This window comes from Streptomyces sp. NPDC046870 (assembly GCF_040704595.1).
Taxonomy (GTDB): domain Bacteria; phylum Actinomycetota; class Actinomycetes; order Streptomycetales; family Streptomycetaceae; genus Streptomyces; species Streptomyces argyrophylli.
In genome coordinates, this window is sequence record NZ_JBEYXM010000002.1 from 849,200 (window position 1) to 868,211 (window position 19,012).

21 protein-coding genes are annotated in these 19,012 nt (G+C 72.6%); 6 read left to right on the top strand and 15 right to left on the bottom strand.

Going from position 1 to position 19,012, the window contains the following annotated elements; translation table 11 throughout:
• The first annotated feature begins 67 nt into the window (after positions 1-67).
• Positions 68-772, top strand: coding sequence for an AzlC family ABC transporter permease (locus AB0946_RS08350; RefSeq protein ID WP_366759757.1), 705 nt, complete (start codon positions 68-70; stop codon positions 770-772).
• Entirely contained in the window at positions 769-1,083 is a 315-nt protein-coding gene (locus AB0946_RS08355; RefSeq protein WP_366759758.1) for an AzlD domain-containing protein, read from the top strand. The genes AB0946_RS08350 and AB0946_RS08355 overlap by 4 nt, the downstream gene beginning before the upstream one ends.
• On the opposite strand, the gene AB0946_RS08360 is transcribed toward AB0946_RS08355, so the two are convergent.
• Positions 1,080-2,714, bottom strand: a complete 1,635-nt coding sequence (locus AB0946_RS08360) for a serine/threonine-protein kinase (protein ID WP_366759759.1) — start codon at positions 2,712-2,714, stop codon at positions 1,080-1,082. The genes AB0946_RS08355 and AB0946_RS08360 overlap by 4 nt on opposite strands.
• An 83-nt stretch (positions 2,715-2,797) precedes the next feature.
• Between AB0946_RS08360 and AB0946_RS08365 the strand changes: the two genes are divergently transcribed.
• A complete protein-coding gene (locus tag AB0946_RS08365) occupies positions 2,798-3,430 on the top strand; it encodes a methyltransferase domain-containing protein (RefSeq protein WP_366759760.1) in 633 nt (210 codons plus the stop codon).
• On the opposite strand, the gene AB0946_RS08370 is transcribed toward AB0946_RS08365, so the two are convergent.
• Together AB0946_RS08370 and AB0946_RS08375 are read right to left on the bottom strand one after the other, a co-directional pair.
• On the bottom strand, positions 3,386-3,583 hold the full coding sequence (locus AB0946_RS08370) for a DUF397 domain-containing protein (protein ID WP_366759762.1): 198 nt from the start codon (positions 3,581-3,583) through the stop codon (positions 3,386-3,388). The genes AB0946_RS08365 and AB0946_RS08370 overlap by 45 nt on opposite strands.
• Positions 3,580-4,443 carry a helix-turn-helix transcriptional regulator gene (locus AB0946_RS08375; RefSeq protein WP_366759763.1) on the bottom strand — a complete coding sequence of 288 codons (864 nt, stop codon included), beginning with the start codon at positions 4,441-4,443 and terminating at the stop codon, positions 3,580-3,582. Before AB0946_RS08375 ends, AB0946_RS08370 begins: the two co-directional genes overlap by 4 nt.
• Positions 4,444-4,550: 107 nt before the next feature.
• On the opposite strand from AB0946_RS08375, the gene AB0946_RS08380 reads away from it, so the two are divergent.
• Entirely contained in the window at positions 4,551-5,015 is a 465-nt protein-coding gene (locus AB0946_RS08380) for an ATP-binding protein (protein ID WP_366759764.1), read from the top strand.
• Here AB0946_RS08380 and AB0946_RS08385 read toward each other — a convergent pair.
• The 3 genes from AB0946_RS08385 to AB0946_RS08395 all read right to left on the bottom strand — a co-directional run bounded on the left by AB0946_RS08385 (position 4,966) and on the right by AB0946_RS08395 (position 9,491).
• Entirely contained in the window at positions 4,966-5,847 is an 882-nt protein-coding gene (locus AB0946_RS08385) for a LysR family transcriptional regulator (RefSeq protein ID WP_366759766.1), read from the bottom strand. The genes AB0946_RS08380 and AB0946_RS08385 overlap by 50 nt on opposite strands.
• A gap of 218 nt (positions 5,848-6,065) precedes the next feature.
• Entirely contained in the window at positions 6,066-8,006 is a 1,941-nt protein-coding gene (locus AB0946_RS08390) for an AMP-dependent synthetase/ligase (protein WP_366759767.1), read from the bottom strand.
• Between the two features lie 189 nt (positions 8,007-8,195).
• Positions 8,196-9,491 carry an acetyl-CoA C-acetyltransferase gene (locus AB0946_RS08395; protein WP_366759768.1) on the bottom strand — a complete coding sequence of 432 codons (1,296 nt, stop codon included), beginning with the start codon at positions 9,489-9,491 and terminating at the stop codon, positions 8,196-8,198.
• A gap of 126 nt (positions 9,492-9,617) precedes the next feature.
• On the opposite strand from AB0946_RS08395, the gene AB0946_RS08400 reads away from it, so the two are divergent.
• On the top strand, positions 9,618-10,919 hold the full coding sequence (locus tag AB0946_RS08400) for a 3-oxoacyl-ACP reductase (RefSeq protein ID WP_366759769.1): 1,302 nt from the start codon (positions 9,618-9,620) through the stop codon (positions 10,917-10,919).
• Positions 10,919-11,797, top strand: coding sequence for a MaoC/PaaZ C-terminal domain-containing protein (locus tag AB0946_RS08405; RefSeq protein WP_366759770.1), 879 nt, complete (start codon positions 10,919-10,921; stop codon positions 11,795-11,797). The genes AB0946_RS08400 and AB0946_RS08405 overlap by 1 nt, the downstream gene beginning before the upstream one ends.
• Before the next feature lie 31 nt (positions 11,798-11,828).
• On the opposite strand, the gene AB0946_RS08410 is transcribed toward AB0946_RS08405, so the two are convergent.
• The 9 genes from AB0946_RS08410 to AB0946_RS08450 all read right to left on the bottom strand — a co-directional run bounded on the left by AB0946_RS08410 (position 11,829) and on the right by AB0946_RS08450 (position 18,971).
• Positions 11,829-12,479 carry a TetR/AcrR family transcriptional regulator gene (locus tag AB0946_RS08410; RefSeq protein ID WP_366759771.1) on the bottom strand — a complete coding sequence of 217 codons (651 nt, stop codon included), beginning with the start codon at positions 12,477-12,479 and terminating at the stop codon, positions 11,829-11,831.
• Positions 12,480-12,510: 31 nt separating this feature from the next.
• On the bottom strand, positions 12,511-12,819 hold the full coding sequence (locus AB0946_RS08415) for a DUF4229 domain-containing protein (RefSeq protein WP_366759772.1): 309 nt from the start codon (positions 12,817-12,819) through the stop codon (positions 12,511-12,513).
• A gap of 81 nt (positions 12,820-12,900) precedes the next feature.
• Positions 12,901-13,425: a GNAT family N-acetyltransferase gene (locus AB0946_RS08420; protein WP_366759773.1), complete on the bottom strand. Its 525-nt coding sequence runs from the start codon at positions 13,423-13,425 to the stop codon at positions 12,901-12,903.
• Positions 13,426-13,441: 16 nt separating this feature from the next.
• A complete protein-coding gene (locus tag AB0946_RS08425; RefSeq protein ID WP_366759775.1) occupies positions 13,442-14,089 on the bottom strand; it encodes a UdgX family uracil-DNA binding protein in 648 nt (215 codons plus the stop codon).
• A gap of 78 nt (positions 14,090-14,167) precedes the next feature.
• On the bottom strand, positions 14,168-15,331 hold the full coding sequence (mqnE, locus tag AB0946_RS08430) for an aminofutalosine synthase MqnE (protein WP_366759776.1): 1,164 nt from the start codon (positions 15,329-15,331) through the stop codon (positions 14,168-14,170).
• 37 nt (positions 15,332-15,368) lie between these two features.
• A complete protein-coding gene (locus tag AB0946_RS08435; protein WP_103812702.1) occupies positions 15,369-15,824 on the bottom strand; it encodes an Lrp/AsnC family transcriptional regulator in 456 nt (151 codons plus the stop codon).
• A 60-nt stretch (positions 15,825-15,884) separates the two neighbouring features.
• The gene (locus AB0946_RS08440; RefSeq protein ID WP_366759777.1) at positions 15,885-16,535 is read right to left on the bottom strand and encodes a UbiX family flavin prenyltransferase; all 651 of its coding nucleotides are present in this window, start codon (positions 16,533-16,535) and stop codon (positions 15,885-15,887) included.
• A gap of 79 nt (positions 16,536-16,614) precedes the next feature.
• Complete coding sequence (gene mqnP, locus AB0946_RS08445) at positions 16,615-17,517, bottom strand: menaquinone biosynthesis prenyltransferase MqnP (RefSeq protein ID WP_366759778.1); 903 nt, start codon at positions 17,515-17,517, stop codon at positions 16,615-16,617.
• Positions 17,514-18,971: a menaquinone biosynthesis decarboxylase gene (locus AB0946_RS08450; RefSeq protein WP_366759779.1), complete on the bottom strand. Its 1,458-nt coding sequence runs from the start codon at positions 18,969-18,971 to the stop codon at positions 17,514-17,516. The genes mqnP and AB0946_RS08450 overlap by 4 nt, the downstream gene beginning before the upstream one ends.
• Between the last annotated feature and the right edge of the window lie 41 nt (positions 18,972-19,012).

Below are 19,012 nucleotides of genomic sequence, written 5' to 3' on the forward strand. Positions count from 1 at the left end.
GCGTTCGCTCCATCGGTACGATCGTTCGCCTTGACGGACAGGGCGCTCACTGTCCATCGTAGAGAACATGCGTTCGTCACACCGAACACCGCCCACGCCCGACACGGACCGTTCCCTCCTCCGCGACAGCTCGCTCGTCTGGCTGGCCAGCGGCATCGTCGGCGTCTCCTTCGGCGCCGTCTCCGTAGCAGGCGGGCTGCCCCTGTGGGTGCCGGTGCTGATGTCACTGGTGGTCTACGCGGGATCGGCCCAGTTCAGCGCGGTGGGCGTGCTGCTCGCCGGGGGCGGCCCCGTCGCCGCCGTGGCCACCGGGCTGCTGCTCAACACCCGGACCGCGGCCTTCAGCCTCGCCGTGGCCGAGATCATCGGCACCAACCGCGCGACCCGTTTCCTGGGCGCCCATCTGGTCACCGACGAAACGGTCGCCTTCGCCCTCGCCCAGTCCGACCCGGTACGGCAGCGGCGGGCGTTCTGGATCTCCGGGCTCGGCCTGTTCGCCGTGTGGAACATCGGCGTCCTGGCCGGCGGGCTCGCGGGAGGCGCCCTCGGCGACACCGCCCGCTACGGCCTGGACGCCGCGTTCCCCGCCGTCCTCGTCGCCCTGGTCCTGCCCACCCTCCGCGCGGACGCGACGGTACGGCGGTGCGCCCTGCTCGGCGCGGCCCTGGCCCTGGCGGTCACGCCCGCCGTCCCGGCGGGGGTCCCGGTCCTGCTGGCCCTGCTCGGACTCGCTCTGCACCGCCGCCCGGCCGGCCGGGGGGCCGCCGCGTGAACACCACGCTCGTCGTGATCCTCGCCCTGGCCGCCGGCACGTACGCCTTCCGGCTGGTCGGCCCGGTCCTGCACGGCCGGGTCACCGTCCCGCCCCGCGTCCAGGAACTGGCCTCCGCCGGTGCGGTGGTCCTCCTGGTCGCCCTGCTGGCCACGGGCGCCCTGACCGAGTCCGGCGGCTTCGCCGGCTGGGCCCGCCCCATCGGCGTCCTGGTCGGCGCCGTCCTGGCCTGGCGCCGGGCACCGTTCGCCGTGGTGGTGCTGGGGGCGGCCGTGACGACGGCGGTGTTGCGGGGGGTGGGGGTGGGTTAGGCGGCGTGCCGCCAGACGGTCAGGTCGCCGGTGAGGAAGGCGATGTCGGGCAGCGCGGTGGACTTCGTCTGGATCACGTACAGCCCGATGTCGCCCTCGTCGTCCTTCAGGCAGAACTCGGTACCGGTCGCCGCGCCGGCCAGCGTCCAGCTGTGCCTGGTGGCGTGCCTGAGGAAGAGACGGCACTCGTCGAGGGTGGTGCCGTGTCCGCCGTACATCTGCATGAACACCACGCTGTCGCTCTTCAGTTCGCAGCCGATCGCCTGGCAGCCGAAGCGGATGTCACCCTTGCGGTCTCTCCGCTGGGGCGTCTGGTCCTTGAGGCTCAGCGAGGTCTTCGCGTCCAGCCACAGCCCGGAGAACCCTTCCGGCCGCGGGACCCGTGGCGAGGCCGAGGACCCGACGTCCCCGGCGCCCGCGGCGGACGCGTCGGAGGAACGGGACGAGGAGTCCGACCCGGGGCCCGGCGCGGACGCCGACGAGGACGACCGTGGGGCAGATGCGGTGGCCGACGTCCGGGAGCCCGCCGTGTCCCGCCCGCCGGCCCGGCCCTTCGCGTCCATGACCGACCACGCCAGGAGGGCCACCAGCAGCGCGCCGCCCGCCACACCCGCGACCGAGATCAGCGCGGCGCGCCGGCGGCGGGCCTTCCGCTGCTCCGGCGTCGGCTGCGGCCAGCCGGCAGGCGCGATCAGCGGCTGCCGGGCGTACGCCGGGGTCGGCTCGGGTACGGGTGCCGGAATCGCGACCTCCGGTCCGGTGATCTCCCGCCACACGGCCGGCCCCCCGCCCGCGTCGGCGTCCGCGCCCAGCCGCTGCCGGCACCACTCCACCACCTCCGCCGGAGTGGCCCGCTGTGCCGGGTCGGCGGCCAGGCACCGGGCGAGCAGCGGACGCAACGGCTCGGGCAGCAGGTCCAGGCCGGGTTCCTCGTGCACGATCCGGTACAGCACGTTCACGGCGGGGCCGTCCCCGTACAGCGGCCCGCCCAGCGCCGCGAACGCGGCCGTCTGCCCGAGCGCGAAGACATCGGTCGCCGCCGTGACCTGACCCCCGGACGCCTGCTCCGGAGCCATGAACGACGGTGTGCCGATCGTGCCGCCCGTCGCCGTGTACGAGGTCCCGTCGGCGGCCAGCGCGATACCGAAGTCGATCACCCGGGGCCCGTCGGCGGCCAGCAGCACGTTGGACGGCTTCAGGTCCCGGTGCACGATGCCCTCGGCGTGAATGGCCTCAAGCGCCTCGGCCACCCCCGCCATCAGCCACAGCACGGCCGGCACCGGCAACGGCCCGCGCCGGGCCACGGCCTCCGTCAGGGACGGCCCCGGCACGTACAGCGTGGCCAGCCACGGCGGTACGCCGTCGGCGTCGGCGTCGATGAGCTCGGCGGTGTACGCCCCCTTCACCCGCCGAGCCGCCTTGATCTCCCTGCCGAACCGCCGCCGGAAATCCGGATCGTCCGCCAGCTCCGGCCGTACGACCTTCAGCGCGACGGGCCGTCCGCCCTGCGTGTGGGACAGGTAGACCCGGCCCATGCCGCCCGCGCCCAGCCGCGCGGCGAGCCGGTAACCCGCCACCACGGGTGGATCGTCCGCCTGGAGTGGCTGGAACACCTCCGTCGACTGGTTCACCGGCCCGTACCCCCCAGTAAATGCGTTGGCCAACGACAGCAGCCTAAGCGGAGTGTCAGTGCGGGCCGTTACGGTCCCTCCCCATGACCGACACCCGCGCCTTCTACGACACCATCGCCGAGGACTACGCCGGCCACTTCCGCGACCCCCTCGCCGAACGGCCCCTGGAACGCGCCCTCCTCGCCGCGTACGCCGAACAGGTCGGCCCCCACGGCACGGTGGCCGACCTCGGCTGCGGCCCCGGCGACGTCACCGCCCACCTCGCCGGTCTGGGTCTGTCCGTCTTCGGCGTGGACCTCTCGGACGCCATGATCGCCATCGCCCGCCGCCGGTATCCCGCCCTGCGGTTCGAGCAGGGCTCGATGCGGGAACTCTCTTCGGCCGACGGTTCGCTGGCCGGGGTGGTCTCCTGGTACTCCAGCATCCACACACCCGTGGACGAACTCCCCGACTTGTTCGCCGAGTTCCACCGCGTACTGGCTCCCGGCGGGCGGCTCCTCCTGGCCTTCCAGGTCGGCGACGTACCGCTCCGCCTCGAACGCCCCTTCGGCCATGACGTGGCCCTCGACTACCACCGGCGCCGCCCCGAGCAGATGGCGGACCTGCTCACCGGCGCCGGCTTCACCGTCCGCTCCACCACCGTGCGGGGGCCCGAGGTGACGCGCGGCGAATCACCCGTCCCGCAGGCGTTCCTTCTCGCCCAGAAGGAAGGCTGACCATGCGGACGGGGTGACGGTGACGTGGGCGGCGAGGGGTTGCTTCGAGTCGCGGATGTGGATGGCGGTGGGGTGAGCGGCCACTTCCAGGCACTGGCCGCCTTCGCCGCTGCTGTAGCTCGACTTGAACCAGGTCAACTGCTCTATGGTCATCGTCCGTCCAGCATCTTCTCGATCAAGTCCAGGGACTCGTGCGGGTTGAGGGCCTGAGCCCGGATGATCCCATAGCGAGCGGTGAGGACGCGGACCTCTTCTCGGTCACTGATCAGCTTGGGGTATCCCTGTGACTCCATGTAAGCAACTTGCTCCTTCCCCTTGGGGATGAGCAAGGTGAAGCCGTTGTCCAGGCAAGGGTGTTCATGCCGTCCTGTTGGCATGACCTGTAGCTGCACATTGCGCCGCCGACCGATTCTCAGCAACTGACGCAGTTGGTCCTTGCGCACCTTCGGCCCCCCGATCGGCCGCTCCAGCACCGCCTGCTCGATGACGAAGCTGAACTCGGGCGGCGGCCACTGCTCGAAGATCTGCTGGCGTGAGAGCCGGTCGGCCACCCGCTTCTCGATGGTCTCCTCGTCCAGGGGCGGGTGCCGCTGGGTGAACACCGCGCGTGCGTAGTCCTCGGTCTGGAGCAGGCCCAGCACGCCCATGGTGCTGTAGTCGTGCAGGGACACTGCCTGCGCCTCCAGCGCCGCATAACCCCGGTACCACTCGGGATGCCGTGTCCGCGCCCTGGTCATCGCCTCCTCCACCTCCGGGATGACCGCGATGAACACACCGTTGGCGCCCAGGATCTCGTCGGCCCGCCGCAGGAACTCCGGCCTCGGCGTACGCACCCCTCGCTCCATCGCGGAGATCTGGTCCGGGCCGTACCCCACCAACTGGCCGAACTCCCGCTGGTTCAGCCCCGCCCGCTCCCGCATCAGCTTCAGCTGCTTGCCCAGTACGGCGAACACCCCAGCCGACCCGTTCTCCTCCGCCGGCGTCTCCGGCCTCCGCCCGCTCTCCTCCGTCACGCGCCCCTCCGACTGACCCGTACTCCCACGAACCGCACCCGTACGACTACGGACAGTCGCCGGGCCTCCCCTGGTCAGCGTAGGGAGAAGCGACCACGCTCGGTGATGTGAACGTAGAAATCTCCACCCCCACAACCGAACTCGTCCAACGGCTCAGCGCGACGCCGCGAGGCGCCCGGCTGGCCCGGCGGCTCACCGGTACCGCGCTCGCCGGCTGGGGGTATCCCCATGACGGCGAGCTCAGCCACACCGCCCAGCTCGTCGTGGTCGAACTCGCCGCCAACGCCGTCACCCACGGTCGTGTACCGGGCCGGGACTTCGAGCTGCGGCTCGTGCTGCTCCCGGCCAGGGACACCTTGCGTATCGAGGTGAGTGACGCCCGGGGAGACCGCGCCCTGCGGTTCCTGGACGGGGGGCTGGAGGACGAGAACGGCCGGGGTCTCGTGATCGTGCAGGTGCTGGCCACACTCTGGGGCGTGTCCGAGCGGGACGTCGGCAAGACGGTCTGGGTGGAGCTGGCGCTCAGCGCAGGGCGGCGACCGTGTCCGCGAAGGCCCGGGCCGGCGGGCTGAGCGCGTCCCAGCGGCGGACGGCCCAGCCGACGGGGAGGGGACGCAGGCCGGGCAGCGGGACCAGGCGCAGCGGGCCGTCGCCGGGGACCGGCAGCCCCGGTACGGCCGGTACGACCGCCCTTCCGATCCCCAGCTCGGCGAGCAGCAGGGCCGTGTCCCAGTCGGCCACGCTCGGCTCGTGGGCGAACCGGACGCCCCGCTCGGCGCACGCCGCTTCCAGGTGGGCGGCGGACGTGGAGTTCGGCGGGAGCCGGATGACCCGGGCGCCGGACAGCTCGGCCGGGTCCAGGCGCGGGCGGCCGGCCAGCGGGTCGTCCGCCCGGACCGCGAGGAGCCACGGCAGCTCCGCGACCGTGCGCTGCTCGATGCCCCGGACGGGCGGGCCGATGGTGATCCAGGCGAGGTCCAGCGTGCCGTCGGCGAGGGCGTCGAAGCTGCCCCGGCCCGAACTGACGGTACGGAATTCCAGGTTGACCGTGGGGTGGCGGCGGCGGAACGCGACGACCGCGTCGGACATGAAGTGCCGGACGGTCGTCGCGCCGGTGGCCACGCGGACGTACCCGTTGTGGCCGTCGACCAGGTCGCGCAGTTGCCGTACGGCGACGTCCAGGGCGTTGATGCCCTCGCCCGCGGCGGCCTCCAGTATCCGGCCGGCCTGCGTCGGTACGACCCCGCGCGGCCGGCGCTCCAGCAGGGCCACGCCGGTCTCCCGCTCCAGCCGCTTGACGTGCTGGCTGACGGCGGACTGGGTGCGGCCGAGGTCACGGGCGACCGAGCTGAGGCTGCCCGCACGGCACACGGCGACGAACACACGGAGGTCTTCGAGGGTCACAACACCCAAGTTAACACTGGGGTTTTGGGAGGAAACCCAAGGATTGACTGGGCTCAGCGCGGCGCGCGAGGATCGTACGCGGGCCGCGACCGACCCAGGCGGCAACCCGCTCCCCGCCCCGCCGAGTCCGGAGGAGGCGGGACCAGCGAGGAGCGGGTGCCGACCGTCGCCGGTGCGGCGAAGCCCAAGCCCCCTTGGGCCGGGGGTGGAACACCCCCTCAGCGCTCGTACAGCCCCTCCACCTCCGCCGCGAAGTCCCGCAGGATCTGCTCGCGCCGTAGCTTCATGGACGGGGTCAGGTGGCCGGCCGACTCGGTGAAGTCCACCGGGAGCACGGCGAAGCGGCGGATGGACTCGGGGCGGGACACCATCCGGTTGGCCTCGTCCAGCGCTCGTTGCAGGACCGCGCGCAGTTCCTCGTCGTCCACCAGGAGTTCCGGCGGCACCGGGTGCTTGCCGATCATCTGGCGCCAGTGCGTGATGCCGTCGCGGTCCAGGGTGATGAGCGCGGCGACGTAGGGGCGGCCGTCGCCCACCAGCATGACCTGCGAGATCAGCGGGTGCCGGCGCAGCCAGTTCTCCAGCGGGGCCGGGGCCACCGACTTGCCGCCGGCCGTGATCAGGAGTTCCTTCTTGCGGCCGGTGATGGTCAGGTAGCCCTCGTCGTCCAGTTCGCCGAGGTCGCCCGTGGGCAGCCAGCCGTCGCGGGTCGCCGGGACCACTCCGCCCGCCTGGGGGTCCCAGTAGCCGCGCAGCACGTGGTCGCCGCCGATCAGGATCTCGCCGTCCGCCGCGATCCTCACCCGCGTGCCGGGCAGCGGCCAGCCGACCGTGCCGAGGCGGGGCTTCAGGGGCGGGGTGACCGTGGAAGCGCCGGTCGTCTCCGTGAGGCCGTACCCCTCGAAGATCTCGATGCCGGCCCCGGCGTAGAACGCGGCGAGGCGGCGGCCGAGCGGGGAACCGCCGCAGATGGCGTACCGGACGCGGCCCCCCATGGCGGCGCGGATGCGGCGGTAGACGAGGGGGTCGTAGAAGGCGCGCTGCGTCTTCAGGGCGCGGCCCGGGCCGTTGCCCGAACCGGTCTGCCGGGCCTCCAGCGCCTCGCCGTAGCGTTCGGCCACGGCCGCCGCGCGGTCGAAGACCGCGGCCCGGCCGCCGGCCTCCGCCTTGGCGCGCGCCGAGTTGTAGACCTTCTCCAGCATGTAGGGGATGGTCAGCAGGCAGGTCGGCTTGAAGGCGTCCAGGTCCGGCAGGAGGTCCTGCGGGGCGAGGCTGGGGGCGTGACCGAGGCGGACCCGGGCGCGGACGCAGGCGATGGCCACCATGCGGCCGAAGACGTGGGACATGGGGAGGAAGAGCAGGACCGACGGGTCCTCGCCCTTCGCCTTGAAGACGGGGTGGAGGAGTTCGATCGCGTTGTCGACCTCGGCGAAGAAGTTGCCGTGCGAGAGGGCGCAGCCCTTGGGGCGGCCGGTGGTGCCCGAGGTGTAGATGAGCGTGGCGAGCGTGTCGGGGCCGAGCATGCCCCGGCGTACGCCGGTCTCGCCCTCGGGCACGAGTGCGCCCGCTTCGGCGAGCCGGGCCACGTGGTCCTTCTCCATCACCCACACGTGGCGCAGGTCGGGCAGGTGCGGGCGTTCGGGGCCGATGGCGGCTGCCTGGGCGGCGGTCTCGGTGACCAGGGCGACCGCGCCGGAGTCGTGCAGGATCCAGCGGGTCTGGAAGACGGAGGAGGTCGGGTAGACCGGGACCGTGACCAGGCCGGCCGCCCAGGCGGCGAAGTCGAGCAGGGTCCACTCGTACGTGGTGCGGGACATGACGGCGATGCGGTCGCCGGGCATCAGCCCTTCGGCGATCAGGCCCTTGGCCACGGCCTGGACCTCGGCGGCGAAGCGCGCGGCCGTCACGTCCGTCCAGGCGCCGTCGGAGCGCTTGCGGCTGAGGACGACCCGGTCGGGTTCGGTCTCGGCGTTCTCGTACGGGAGGTCGGCGAGGGAGCCGTGTGTGACCGGGGGCGCGAACGGGGGGACCGCCACTTCCCGTACGGCCCCGTCGAGCCGGACCGTCGCGGGTTCGACGAGGACCGGGCGGCCGTCGTAGTCGGTGGCGGAGACCGGGGTGCCGGAGGAGACGGGCGGGGTCGGGTACGGCGTGGACACGGGCGGCTCCTCTGGCGTGCGTGCACCTGCGGTGGGCCTTTCGGGGAAAGGGGGGTTACCGCTGGTTAGGCACGTGATCGTACGACTCCGCTGTGAGGGGGTTGTGCGGGTCCGGGGATGATCCGGGGCCGGGGATGTGCAGCCTCGGGGGTTATGTGACGGGTGTTCAACTCTGCCCGCGTCCCGGTGTCAGGGGCGTTCCAGGATCGCCGTCACCCCCTGGCCGCCCGCCGCGCAGACCGAGATCAGCCCCTTGCCCGGGCCCTTCCGCTCCGCCAGCTGCTTGGCCAGGGTCGCCACGATACGGGCGCCCGTCGCCGCGAAGGGGTGGCCCGTGGCCAGGGAGGAGCCCGTGGCGTTCAGGCGCGCGCGGTCCACGGGCGGCAGGCCCCGCTTCTCCCAGGCCGCCAGCGTGGCCAGCACCTGGGAGGCGAAGGCCTCGTGGATCTCGACCAGGTCGAAGCCGGCCAGGTCCAGGCCGGTGCGCTCCAGCAGGCGCGGGACCGCGTACGCCGGTGCCATCAGCAGGCCGTCCCCGCCCTCCGGGCCGCCCGTCACGTCCCCATGGACGAAGTCGACGGCCGCCGTCTCGTACGCGGTCAGGTACGCGAGCGGTTCCAGGCCGCGCGCCTCGGCCCACTCCTCGCTCGCCAGCAGGACGAGGGCGGCCCCGTCCGTGAGGGGCGTGGAGTTGCCGGCCGTCATGGTGGGGTCCGGGTGGTCCGTGCCGAACACCGGCTTCAGGGCGGCCAGTTTCTCCGGGGTGGAGTCCGGGCGGAGGTTCTGGTCCCGCTCCAGGCCCCGGAAGGGGATCACCAGGTCCGCGAAGAAACCCCGCTCGTAGGCGGCGGCGAGGCGCTGGTGGCTGGTGGCCGCCAGTTCGTCCTGGGCGCGGCGGGAGATGCCCCAGGCGCGGGCGGTGACCGCCGCGTGCTCGCCCATCGACAGACCGGTGCGCGGCTCGGCGTTGCGCGGGACGTCCGGGACGAGGTGCGCGGGCCGGATGCGGGCCAGCGCCTTCAGGCGGGCGGACGCGGACTTCGCCCGGCGGGCCTCCAGGAGGATGCGGCGCAGGTCGTCGTTGACGCCCAGGGGCGCGTCGCTCGTCGTGTCGGCGCCGCCCGCCACCGCCGACTCGGTCTGGCCGAGGGCGATCTTGTTGGCGGCGGCGATGACGGCCTGGAGTCCGGTGCCGCAGGCCTGCTGGACGTCGTAGGCGGGGGTGCGCGGGTCCAGCCGGGAGCCGAGCACGGTCTCGCGGGCCAGGTTGAAGTCCCGGCTGTGCTTGAGGACCGCGCCGGCGACGAACTCGCCGACCGCGCCGGGGCCGTGCAGGCCGTAGCGGTCGGTGAGGCCGTTCAGGGCGGCGGTCAGCATCTCCTGGTTGCTCGCGGTGGCGTAGGGGCCGTCGGAGCGGGCGAACGGGACGCGGGTGCCGCCGAGCACCGCGACCCGGCGTGCGCGGGGTGGCTCCAGGGGGCTCATGTCGATCTGCTCCTCACCCGTGACGGTGGCTCACCCGGCAGTGGCCCACCTTGACTTACCTTCGGTAACCTTACTTCAGAGTAAGCAATGTCCAGCTCTTCGAACCGAGTCGCGCGGGAGTCGCAGATGGCCGACCGCTACCTCAGCCTCACCGGCACGGCCCCCGGCCGTTTCCTCACCCGGCGCCTGGGCCTGCCCCAGCCCGCCGAGCTGATCCGGTGGTCACCGCGGCGGCCCGCGCTGCCGGGCCCCCTGCTGCACCTGACCGCCGGGAAGTCCGCCCTCGACCTCGCGCCCGTCCTCGGCCGTACCGGCCTCGCCGCCGGCGACCGGGACCCCGCCGCCGTCGTCCTGGACGCCACCGGGGTACGGGACGTCGGCACGCTCGCCGAGGTGCACGCGGCCCTCCACCCCGTCGTACGGTCCGTCGTCCCGAGCGGCCGGGTGCTGGTGCTGGGCGCCCCCCTCGACCCCGCCGACCACCATCAGTGCGCCGCCCAGCAGGCCCTGGAGGGCTTCACCCGCTCCCTCGGCAAGGAGATCGGGCGCGGCAGGACCGTCAACCTGGTCCGGCTGACGGACGCCGGGGCCGCCGAGTCCACCCTGCGGTTCCTGCTCTCCCCCCGGTCCGCCTACGTCAGCGGCCAGGTGATCGAGGTCGGCGGCGCGCAGGCCACCGCCCCGGCCGACCGGGAGCGGCCGCTCGACGGGCGTACCGCGCTGGTCACCGGGGGCGCGCGCGGGATCGGCGAGTGTGTCGCGGAGACGCTGGCGCGGGACGGCGCCCGGATCGTCGTCCTGGACGTGCCCGCCGCCGAGGCCGACGCCCGCCGGGTGGCCGAACGGGTCGGCGGCACCGCCCTCGCCCTCGACATCACCGCCGTCGACGCGGGCGAGCGCATCGCCGGCGCCCTCCCCGACGGACTGGACGTCCTCGTCCACAACGCGGGCATCACCCGGGACCGGCGGCTGGCCAACATGCCGGCGGACCGGTGGCGGTCGGTGCTGGAGGTCAACCTGGGCGGCGTGCTGCGCACCACCGACGCGCTGCTCGCCGGCGGCGTCCTCCGCACCGGCGGGCGGATCGTGGCCACCGCCTCCATCGCCGGGCTCGCGGGCAACGCGGGCCAGACCAACTACGGCGCGAGCAAGGCGGGGATCGTCGGTCTCGTACGGTCCCTGGCCCCGCGCGCGCTCGCCGGGCACGGGGTGACCGTCAACGCGGTGGCGCCCGGGTTCATCGAGACGAGGATGACCGCCGCGATCCCGCTGTTCATCCGCGAGGCGGGCCGCCGCATGAACTCCCTCGCGCAGGGCGGGCTGCCCGTCGACGTCGCCGAGACCACCGCCTGGCTCGCCCACCCGGCCTCCGGCGCGGTCAACGGCCAGGTCGTCCGCGTCTGCGGCCAGAGCCTGCTGGGGGCGTGATGACCGCCGTCACCCTGACCGCGCCCCCCGCGCTGGCCCCGCTGCTGGCCCGGGGCGCCCTGCGCTCGCCCTTCAAGCGCCCCGCCCCGGACGCGGCCTTCCCGCGCACCCGCCTGGTGCTGCCCGGCGTCCGCGTCGACCTGACCAGGCTGACCGCGTACGAGCGGGTCTGCGGCTTCCCGACCGGCGAGCCCGACCTCCCGGTCACCTACCCCCACGTCCTCGGCTTCCCGCTGGCCATGCGGCTGATGAGCGGGCGGGACTTCCCGCTGCCGCTGCTGGGGCTGGTGCACACGTCGATCGAGATCACCCAGGGCACCGCGCCGGCGGCGGACCGTGCGTACGAACTCGGTGTGTGGATCGCCGGACTGGCCGCGCACCGGCGGGGGACGGAGGCGACGGTGGTGACGGAGCTGCGGTCGGGCGGGAGCGTGGTGTGGGAGTCCCGGAGCACCTACCTGGCCCGGCACCGCACGGGCGCCGGTACACCACCCGAGCCGCAAGAGGGCCCCGCAACGCCGTCCGGGCCACGGCGGGACGCCGGCGCCGCGCTGCCCGCCGTCGCCGAGTGGCGCCTCGCCGGGGACGTGGGACGGCGGTACGGCGCCGCGTCCGGCGACCGCAACCCCATCCACCTGCACCCCCTCACCGCCCGCCTCTTCGGCTTCCCCCGCGCCATCGCCCACGGCATGTGGACCCTGGCCCGCTGCCTGGCCGCCCACGGCACCCCCGACGCCACCGAGGTCAGGGCGCGGTTCCGGGCGCCGGTGCTGCTGCCGGGGACGGTGGTGTACGGGGCCGACGGGAGCGGGCGGTTCGAGTTGCGGTCGGCGCAGGACGGGCGGGTGCATGTGGAGGGGGACGTGCGGGGGAGGTGAGAGCCGTCGCCGGGTGCGGTCGCCCGCGCTCCTAGGCCGGCTCGGCAGGCGGCGTCCAGACCTGACCCCGCATCAGGTTGCCCAGGCCCGCCCAGGCGAAGTTCATCAGGGTGGCCGCCGCCTGGCGGGCCGTCGTCCCCGGGGTGGCGTTGGCCCAGGCGGCGAGGGACTCGGCGGCGCCGACCAGGGCCTCGGCCAGGCCCGCCACCTCGTGTTCCGGCAGGTCGGGATCACGGTGGGCCTCGCGGGCGGCGACCGCGACCAGCCGGGTCACGAACGCGACGATCTCCGCGCGCATCGCGGCGACCTCCGCCGCGAAGGGCTCGCCGTGCGTGCGGGCCTGGAGGTGCAGCACCGACCAGCCGTCGGGATGCTCGGCGGTGTGCGCGAAGAACGCCCGCAGGCCGTCCCAGAGTTGCCGGTCGGCGGGCAGTCCGGGCCGGACGCCCGCGCGCACGGCCTCGGTGAGCGCGGCGGCCTCGCGGCGGATGCACGCGGTGAAGAGGTCTTCCTTCGAGTTCAGGTACAGGTAGACCAACGGCTTGGACACGCCCGCGAGTTCGGCGATCTCGTCCATCGAGGCGGCCATGTACCCGCGCTGCCCGAAGATCCGTACGGCAGCGTCGAGCATCTGCTGCTCCCGCACCGCCCTCGGCATCCGTTTGGTCTTGACGGCACCCATGGAGGCAAGCCTAGTGGGGCGGGCGGCGCCTTCAGCTGGACGCGGTGGCCCCGTCCTGTGTCCGCGACGCGTCGTCGGCGACGTCCTCCTGGCTGCGGTTGGCGTCCAGGTTGGCCTTCATCCGGTCGACCTTGTGCACGATCTGCACGGAGGCCCGGTCCCGTTCCCTGCGCAGCGCCACCCAGCTGATCGGCGCGGAGAGGACCAGCGCGAGCAGCAGGACCCACAGTCCGTTGGACTCACCGAAGCCGCGCGGGAAGATGCCCGAGTAGACGGCTCCCCAGACGATCACGAGGCAGCCCGCGAAGATACCGAGGCGCATCAGCGTGTAGCGGAGCATCTCAATCCACTCGTCCGATTCCAAAAGGGGTCACCGTCCAGTGAAGCACGCGCGCCGGGCGGTCGTGCAGGGGGGTCGGCGTCAGCGGAGCGGCAGCAGCATGATGATGTCGTCGCGGTCGTCGCCGGGTGCGACCCGGATGGCGTCCGGGACGCGGCCGACCTCCTTGTAGCCGCAGGAGCCGTAGAAGCGTTCCAGGCCCAGCCCGCCCCGGCAGGTCAGCCGGACGGCCTCGATGCCCTCCATCCCGCGGGCCGCGTCCGCGGCGGCGGCCAGCAGGTCGCGGCCGTACCCCCGGCCCTGGTGGCGGGGGTGGACCATCACCGTGTACAGCCACAGCCAGTGGGTCATCAGCCGGTGGGTGTTGCGGGTGAGGAAGGCGGTCGCGGCGACCTCGCCGGCCTCGTCGTGGCCGACGAGCAGCCGGGTGCGGCCCTCGGCCATCTGCACGAAGTGCCGTACCAGCTCCGGGCGTATCTCCTCGCGGTCCGCCGGCGCCACGAAGCCGACGGCGCCGCCCGCGTCGGTGACGTCCGTCCACAGGTCGAGGATGCCGTCGCGCAGGGCGGGGGTGAGGGCGGGGTCCAGGGTGAAAGTAAGAGGCACGTCGGCAGTTTACTTATTACCCAAGGGCGTGTGCAGCCACTTCCAGGTCGGCCACCAGGCCCCGGTACGCCTGCTCGCGGTCGTCCGCGCGCAGCACGGCCGACGGATGCACGGTCGGCACCAGCCGCTCCGGCCGGCCGTGGATCTCCTCCTCCAGCACGGTCCCGCGCACCTGGCTCACCCGGAACGACGACCCCAGCAGCGCCTTCCCGGCCGTCGCGCCCAGGACCACGATCAGCTCCGGCTCCACCAGCGCCAGCTCCGCCGCCAGCCACGGCCCGCAGGCCGTCATCTCGCGCAGGCTCGGCGCCTTGTGGATGCGGCGCTTGCGGGGCTCGGCCCGGGTGAACTTGAAGTGCTTGACCGCGTTGGTGACATACGCCTCGGAGGGGTCGATGCCGGCCTCGGCCAGGGCCCGGTCGAGCAGCTTGCCGGCGGGCCCCACGAAGGGCCTGCCCTGCCGGTCCTCCTGATCGCCGGGCTGCTCCCCCACGAGCATCACGCGGGCGTCGGCGCCCCCGGCGCCGAAGACGGTCTGCGTGGCGGCGCGGTGCAGCGGGCAGCCGCGGCAGCCCGCGGCGGCTTGGCGGAGAACGTCCAGGTCCGCTCCCCCGGGAACGAAGGGAGCCGCGTCGTACCGGTCTTCGGGTGCCTTCGTGGGCATGGGCCCCGAGTACCCACCCGGGGGCGCGGGGAACTGTGCGACCAGCCCCCACGCTCCCGCACCGCTACCCGCCGTGCCTCACACCCGCATCGGCTGGGGCGACTCCCGGCGCGCCGGGTCGGGACCCTCGTACTCGCGGATGATCTCGTACCGCGTGTTCCGCTCCACCGGGCGGAAGCCCGCGTCGCGGATCAGTTCCAGCAGGTCCTCGCGGGTCAGCTTGTTCGGCGTGCCGAAGTTGTCCGCGTCGTGGGTGATCTTGTACTCCACCACCGAGCCGTCCATGTCGTCGGCGCCGTGCTGGAGGGCGAGCTGGGCGGTCTGCACGCCGTGCATGACCCAGAAGACCTTGACGTGCGGGACGTTGTCGAACAGCAGCCGCGACACGGCGAAGGTCTTCAGCGCCTCCGCGCCGGTCGCCATCTGGGTGCGCGCCTGGAGGGTGTTGCGCACCTTGCCGTCCTTCACGTCCACGAAGTCGTGCTGGTAGCGCAGCGGGATGAAGACCTGGAAGCCACCGGTCTCGTCCTGGAGCTCACGCAGCCGCAGGACGTGGTCGACGCGGTGGCGGGGCTCCTCGATGTGGCCGTACAGCATGGTGCAGGGGGTCTTCAGACCCTTCTCGTGCGCCAGGCGGTGGATGCGGGACCAGTCCTCCCAGTGGGTGCGGTGGTCCACGATGTGCTGCCGGACCTCCCAGTCGAAGATCTCGGCGCCACCGCCCGTCAGCGACTCCAGGCCCGCGTCGATCAGCTCGTCCAGGATCTCGGAGGCCGACAGACCGCTGATGGTCTCGAAGTGGTGGATCTCCGTCGCCGTGAAGGCCTTCAGCGAGACGTTCGGCAGCGCCTTCTTCAGCTCGCGCAGGGAACGCGGGTAGTACCGCCACGGCAGCTTGGGGTGCAGGCCGTTGACGATGTGCAGCTCGGTGAGGTTCTCCGACTCCATCGCCTTGGCGAGCTTGACGGCCTCCTCGATGCGCATCGTGTACGCGTCCTTCTCGCCCGGCTTGCGCTGGAACGAGCAGTAGGCGCAGGAGGCCGTGCACACGTTGGTCATGTTGAGGTGCCGGTTGACGTTGAAGTGGACGACGTCACCGTTCTTGCGGGTCCGCACCTCGTGGGCGAGCCCGCCGAGCCAGGCCAGGTCGTCCGACTCGTACAGCGCGATGCCGTCCTCGCGGGTCAGCCGCTCACCGGAGCGGACCTTCTCCTCCAGCTCGCGCTTGAGCCCGACGTCCATACCCACACCTTTCCACGACGACTCGACCACGGTATCCCTAGACCTCTTCCGGCAGTTCCCCGACCCGGTTCTCCCACTTGGTGGAGAGCACGATCGTGGTACGGGTGCGGGAGACGCCCTTCGTCCCGCTGAGCCGGCGGATCGTCTTCTCCAGGCCGTCCACGTCCGTCGAGCGGACCTTGAGCATGAAGGAGTCGTCACCGGCGATGAACCAGCAGTCCTCGATCTCCGGCAGGTCCCGCAGCCGCTGGGCGACGTCCTCGTGATCGGCGGCGTCGGAGAGCGAGATGCCGATCAGGGCGGTGACGCCGAGGCCGAGGGAGGCCGCGTCCACCGTGGCACGGTAGCCGGTGATGACACCGGCCGCCTCCAGCCGGTTGATGCGGTCGGTGACGCTGGGGCCCGACAGGCCGACCAGGCGCCCCAGCTCCGCGTACGAGGCCCGGCCGTTCTCCCTCAGGGCCTGGATGAGCTGCCTGTCCACCGCGTCCATGCGATCGAAGCCTTCCGGTGAATGTTCCTGGAGTGATGAGGGGGGGTACTGCTGCTTGCCTTACGTGCCGGGTGTGCCGCCGCCCAGCTCGCCCTTCCAGCGCCGGTACAGGCCGTGCGCGACACCGGCCGCGTCCAGCACACGGCCGGCGACGAAGTCCACCAGGTCCTGGATGTGGGTGGCGCCCGCGTAGAAGGCGGGCGAGGCCGGGACGACCGTGGCGCCGGCGTCGTCCAGCGCGACGAGGTGCCGCAGCGTCTGCCCGTTCAAGGGGGTCTCCCGTACGGCGACGACCAGCGTCCGGCGCTCCTTCAGTGTGACGCTCGCCGCACGCTGGAGCAGATCCTTGGACAGGCCGAGCGCCACACCGGCCACCGAGGCGGTGGAGGCGGGCACGATGAGCATGCCCTTGGCCGGGTACGACCCCGAGGACGGGCCGGCGGCCAGGTCGCCCGCGCTCCAGTACCGCACCCCGCTGACGTCCACGTCGAAGGTGCCGGGCTTGCCGTCGGCGCCACGGGCCAGCCACTGCCGCAGGTCGTCCTGCCAGTGGGCGTCCCGGAACGCGATGCCGGTCTCGTCCAGCAGCGTCAGCCGCGAGGCCCGGCTGACCACGAGGTCCACCGCTTCCCCGGCCTCCAGCAGCGCCCGCAGCACGGCAGCCGCGTACGGCGTCCCGGAAGCTCCGGACACCCCCACGATCCAAGGCACACGCTGCGTTTCTCCTGCGTTCACACCTTGAGCGTACCGGCGCGTCCGACCGCCCTCAGGCCGGGTGGTGCCGGGGCGCTCACACGGTCAGACCGCGTACGAGGAGATCGAGCAGCGCGCACACGAACAGGGCGATGCCGATGAAGCCGTTGACGGAGAAGAACGCCCTGTTGAGGCGGGACAGGTCGTGGGGCCGGACGATGGAGTGCTCGTAGAGGAAGGCACCGGCGACGATCAGCAGGCCGAGCCAGAAGAACGCTCCGGCGTCGGTGGCCAGGCCGTACCAGACGAACAGGGCCGTCGTGACGGTGTGGCAGACCCGCGCGCCCCAGATCGCGGCCGGGATGCCGAAGCGGGCCGGGACCGACAGGACGCCGATCTCGCGGTCGGTCTCGACGTCCTGGCAGGCGTAGATCAGGTCGAAGCCGCCGATCCAGATGCCGACGGCGAGGCCGAGGATCACCGCCGTCCAGGACCACTCGCCGCTGATCGCCAGCCAGCCGCCGATGGGGCCCATGGACTGGGCGAGACCCAGGATGGCCTGCGGGAAGTTCGTGAACCGCTTCCCGTAGGGGTAGACCACCATCGGGACCACCGCGACCGGCGCGAGCGCCAGGCAGAGGGGGTTGAGCAGGGCCGCCGAGCCCAGGAAGACCACCAGGGCGATCAGGGCGCCCGTCCAGGCGTGCCGGACCGACATCGCGCCGGTGACGAGTTCGCGGTGAGCCGTGCGCGGGTTGCGGGCGTCGATCTCGCGGTCGATGATCCGGTTGACGGCCATCGCGAAGGTGCGCAGGCCGACCATGCAGACCGTGACCAGGAGCAGACGGCCCCAGTGGATGTTCCGGTCCCACTCGTACATCGCCGTGAGCGAGGCGATGTAGGCGAAGGGGAGCGCGAAGACCGAGTGCTCGATCATCACCAGGCGCAGGAACGCCTTGGTGCGGCCGGGCCGGGGGATGGCGGCAGAGGCCGACGTCACAGTCCGTACTCCTTCCAGCGGCGGTCCACCAGGGCCGCCGTATCAGGGTCCGAGAGGACCATGTCGGGCCAGCCGCCGTCGCGGGTGTAGCCCTCCTCGGGCCACTTCCGGGTCGCGTCGATGCCCGCTTTGCCGCCCCAGAACTGCTGGTAGGAGGCGTGGTCCAGGTGGTCGACGGGGCCCTCCACGACCGTGAGGTCACGGGCGTAGTCGGTGTTGCCCAGGGCCCGCCAGGCGACCTCGTGCAGGTCGTGCACGTCGCAGTCGGCGTCCACGACCACGATCAGCTTGGTCAGGGACATCATGTGCGCCCCCCAGATCGCGTGCATCACCTTCTGCGCGTGCTTCGGGTACTTCTTGTCGATCGAGACGATCGCGCAGTTGTGGAAGCCGCCGGCCTCGGGCAGGTGGTAGTCCACGATGTCCGGGACGATGATCTTGAGCAGGGGCAGGAAGAAGCGTTCCGTGGCGCGGCCGAGCGGGCCGTCCTCCGTCGGGGGGCGGCCGACGACGATCGACTGGAGCAGGGGGCGCCTGCGCATGGTCACGCAGTCGATCCTCAGGGCCGGGAAGGGCTCCTGCGGGGTGTAGAAGCCGGTGTGGTCGCCGAAGGGGCCCTCGGGCAGCATCTCGCCGGGCTCCAGCCACCCCTCCAGCACCACCTCGGCGTTGGCCGGGACCTGGAGCGGGACCGTCTTGCAGTCGACCATCTCGATCCGCTTGCCCGCGAGGAACCCGGCGAAGAGGTACTCGTCGATGTCGCCGGGCAGCGGGGCGGTGGAGGCGTACGTCACGGCGGGCGGGCAGCCGAAGGCGATGGCCACCGGGAGCCGCTCGCCCCGGCGCGCGGCCACCTGGTAGTGGTTCCGGCTGTCCTTGTGGATCTGCCAGTGCATGCCGATGGTGCGCTTGTCGTGGCGCTGGAGGCGGTACAGGCCCAGGTTCCGGATGCCGGTCTCGGGGTCCTTGGTGTGGGTCAGGCCCAGGTTGAAGAAGGAGCCGCCGTCCTCCGGCCAGGTGAACAGCGCCGGGAGCCGTTCGAGGTCGACGTCGTCGCCCCGGAGGACGACCTCCTGCACCGGCGCGTTGTCGGGCTTCACCTTCTTCGGCGGGACGTGGGCCATCGCGCCCAGCTTGCCGAAGGCCTCGCGGACGCCGACGAAGCCGTGCGGCAGCTCGGGCCGCAGCAGGCCGCCGATCTTCTCGGAGATCTCGCCGTACGACTTCAGGCCCAGCGCCTTCAGCAGGCGGCGGTCGGTGCCGTACACGTTCATGGCGAGGGGCATGTCCGAGCCGCGCACGTTCTCGAAGAGCAGCGCCGGGCCGCCGGACTTCTGCACCCGGTCGACGATCTCCCCGACTTCCAGGTACGGGTCGACCTCGGCCTTGATGCGCTTGAGGTCGCCCTCGCGCTCCAGCGCCCGGAGCAGGGAGCGAAGATCGTCGTAAGCCATGTGCCCAAGTATCGCCGACGTACCGCTTTGTCCTCGCGGCC

Excerpts from the sequence above, each read along its gene's own strand:
- AB0946_RS08415 (WP_366759772.1), bottom strand. The coding sequence starts at position 12,819 with ATGCTCCGCTACACGCTGATGCGCCTCGGTATCTTCGCGGGCTGCCTC.
- mqnE (WP_366759776.1), bottom strand. The coding sequence starts at position 15,331 with ATGGACGTCGGGCTCAAGCGCGAGCTGGAGGAGAAGGTCCGCTCCGGT.
- AB0946_RS08370 (WP_366759762.1), bottom strand. The coding sequence starts at position 3,583 with ATGACCATAGAGCAGTTGACCTGGTTCAAGTCGAGCTACAGCAGCGGC.
- AB0946_RS08410 (WP_366759771.1), bottom strand. The coding sequence starts at position 12,479 with ATGGGTGCCGTCAAGACCAAACGGATGCCGAGGGCGGTGCGGGAGCAG.
- AB0946_RS08450 (WP_366759779.1), bottom strand. The coding sequence starts at position 18,971 with ATGGCTTACGACGATCTTCGCTCCCTGCTCCGGGCGCTGGAGCGCGAG.
- AB0946_RS08400 (WP_366759769.1), top strand. The coding sequence starts at position 9,618 with ATGGCCGACCGCTACCTCAGCCTCACCGGCACGGCCCCCGGCCGTTTC.
- AB0946_RS08435 (WP_103812702.1), bottom strand. The coding sequence starts at position 15,824 with ATGGACGCGGTGGACAGGCAGCTCATCCAGGCCCTGAGGGAGAACGGC.
- AB0946_RS08395 (WP_366759768.1), bottom strand. The coding sequence starts at position 9,491 with ATGAGCCCCCTGGAGCCACCCCGCGCACGCCGGGTCGCGGTGCTCGGC.
- AB0946_RS08425 (WP_366759775.1), bottom strand. The coding sequence starts at position 14,089 with ATGCCCACGAAGGCACCCGAAGACCGGTACGACGCGGCTCCCTTCGTT.
- AB0946_RS08405 (WP_366759770.1), top strand. The coding sequence starts at position 10,919 with ATGACCGCCGTCACCCTGACCGCGCCCCCCGCGCTGGCCCCGCTGCTG.
- AB0946_RS08365 (WP_366759760.1), top strand. The coding sequence starts at position 2,798 with ATGACCGACACCCGCGCCTTCTACGACACCATCGCCGAGGACTACGCC.
- AB0946_RS08350 (WP_366759757.1), top strand. The coding sequence starts at position 68 with ATGCGTTCGTCACACCGAACACCGCCCACGCCCGACACGGACCGTTCC.